Below are 2,264 nucleotides of genomic sequence, written 5' to 3'. Positions count from 1 at the left end.
CCTTCCAGGTCAACTCGGCCCAGTTCCTGGTCAAGGATCAGGAACTGGAGCAGAAGATGGCCGCGTACGGCGCGATGACCTCGTACCTGGCCGAACTGGTCATGCGCAAACGCGCCGAACCCGGCGAGGACATCCTCTCCGACCTGGCCCGCGACTCCGACCTCGGCATCGAGGAACTGGTCGGCATCGCCTTCCTGCTGCTGCTGGCAGGCCACGAGACCACCGCCAACATGCTCGCCCTCGGCACCTTCGCGCTGCTCGAACACCCCGCGCAGCTGGCCGAACTGCGCGCCGACCCGGAGCTGGTTCCCAACGCCGTCGAGGAGCTCATGCGCTACCTGTCGGTCGCCGACATCTTCTATCGCTACGCCACCGAAGACATCGAGCTCTGTGGCGAGACGATCGGCAAGGGCTCGACCGTCGTCATCTCGCTGCTGGCCGCCAACCGCGACCCGCTGCGCTTCGACAACCCCGACACCCTCGACGTGCACCGCACGGCCCGCGGCCACGTGTCCTTCGGCCACGGCGTCCACCTATGCCTCGGCCACCAGCTGGCCCGCCTAGAGATGCGCGCCGGCTTCACCGGACTGCTCCGCCGCTTCCCGAGCCTCGAACTCGCCGTTCCCGCAGGCGAAGTGAAGCTCAAGAGCGACATGAACATCTACGGGGTCCACGAACTGCCGGTCACCTGGACGCCAGCGCTAGAGTCCTGAGCCACCAGCGTCGCGCAGGGACCTCAGAGCTGTGCGACGCAGACGACGAATTTGCGCTGGTTGTAGACGAATCCGAAATTGCCCGACTCGCACTGGTTGGCATCGGCGACGTCGTGCTTGACCTCCAGCACCTTCACGCCCTTGGTGGTGCCACCGGTGCCGCAGTCGATGTGCGTCGGCTCCTCCTTGCCGAGCTCCAGGCAACCGCCGACCACCCAGTCGATGTCCATGCACAACGAACCCTGCTCGACCGCACCGACACGCTCGCTGTAGGTCTGATCGGTGTCGGTCGGGCAGGTGGCGCCCATGGGCGCCTTGTCGAAGATCTTGTAGCTGGAAGGACCACTGCCGCAGGTGGTCTTCTCGACCGTGACCTGCTCGCCGTCGCCGTCGGCCATCACGCAGTCACCGACGGCCAGCTGGATCGCGATCGGCGTCTTGGCGGCCGAGCTGAGCGTGGCGACGGGGGCGGGTAGCTGAGGTTCGACCGGTGCCGATGGCATGCCCGATGCGGCTGCCGCATTGACGTTCTCGGCTGGATGCCCGCTGCCCGCGATGTCGTCCGTGGTCAGGGATATCGCGGCGACCATCACCACGGTCGCGAGCAGAGCGGCTGAAGCGATGAAGACCGTCAGGACTAAACCGGCTTGAACACGTTGGCGTGACACGGACAGTCCTCCAGAGCTTTACTGTTGCACCTCGAATCATGCAAATGCTTACACCATGTGACGCGCGCTCGTCGAATCACCTGTTCGGCAAGACGGATTCGGTCAAATGACTAGGTCACGATCCGGCAACGATGCGCGGCCAGGTCTGGTCGATCGCCATTTCCTCCCACAAGCTTCGGACGCTGTACAGCTGCTCGCCATTCGGTCATGCCGACCGGAGGTACCTGAGAAGGAAATGTCAGTATGAAGTTCGGCCCGTTGCTCCCGGCGACCCTCCTGGCCGTCGCGGCCGTTGGCATCGCCGCGGGGACTGTGAACGCGAAACCGCAGGACAACCACGATGTTTCGATGTCCGGCGTCGACCAGGGCGTCGCCTACAGCACCGTCGTATCCGATTTCTCCCGGGTCGTCACAACCACCGTGGACCACGGCAAATTCGAGATCACCGACAATGGTGACAAGGTGTCACTGAAGTCGGATAGTGGTGTCGTCATTACTGAAATACCAATGACTTACATTGTTTCCGAAAGCCGCATGACGGTAGCGCAGGAAATCAGCGACGACGGCCGGAAACTCACCCTTACCCCGAAAGTGACCGCGCAAAACATCGGCGAGATGCAGCCCATCAACTCGATGGGCCGACTGGCCGCCGAGGTCAATCAGAACGTGGTCGGCGTCGTCGTCGGCGGCCTGCTCGGCGGGCTGATCGGCACAGTGCTCGGCTTCGGCTTCTTCAGCATCATCACCGGGCCGGTCGGCCTGGTCGTCGGCGCGATCGCGGGTGGCGCCATCACCGGTGGCCAGTCGTTCATGGACGCGGTGACGGCGGTCGTCAGCGGCCAACCCTGATACGAAAAACTGCCACCCCCGGTCGTATCCGATA

3 protein-coding genes are annotated in these 2,264 nt (G+C 63.9%); 2 read left to right on the top strand and 1 reads right to left on the bottom strand.

Features of this window, described 5'->3' with window-relative positions; all coding sequences use genetic code 11:
- The coding region (locus tag ACFWPJ_RS30820; protein ID WP_378856735.1) for a cytochrome P450 at nucleotides 1–713 on the top strand (713 nt) is incomplete at its 5' end.
- 23 nt (nucleotides 714–736) lie between these two features.
- Here the strand turns inward: ACFWPJ_RS30820 and ACFWPJ_RS30815 are convergent.
- Nucleotides 737–1,381 (bottom strand): hypothetical protein, encoded by a 645-nt coding sequence (locus tag ACFWPJ_RS30815; protein WP_378856733.1) that lies wholly within the window; start codon nucleotides 1,379–1,381, stop codon nucleotides 737–739.
- 243 nt (nucleotides 1,382–1,624) lie between these two features.
- Here ACFWPJ_RS30815 and ACFWPJ_RS30810 point away from each other — a divergent pair, with 243 nt between their 5' ends.
- Complete coding sequence (locus ACFWPJ_RS30810) at nucleotides 1,625–2,230, top strand: hypothetical protein (protein ID WP_378856731.1); 606 nt, start codon at nucleotides 1,625–1,627, stop codon at nucleotides 2,228–2,230.
- Nucleotides 2,231–2,264: the final 34 nt, after the last annotated feature.

The sequence above is a fragment of the Nocardia sp. NPDC058497 genome, assembly GCF_042720195.1.
Lineage (GTDB): Bacteria > Actinomycetota > Actinomycetes > Mycobacteriales > Mycobacteriaceae > Nocardia.
Note: the sequence above shows the minus strand (reverse complement) of the source record. Positions and strands in the feature narration are given on the sequence as shown.

Coding starts and splice junctions, on each gene's coding strand:
- ACFWPJ_RS30810 (WP_378856731.1), top strand. CDS start 1,625: ATGAAGTTCGGCCCGTTGCTCCCGGCGACCCTCCTGGCCGTCGCGGCC.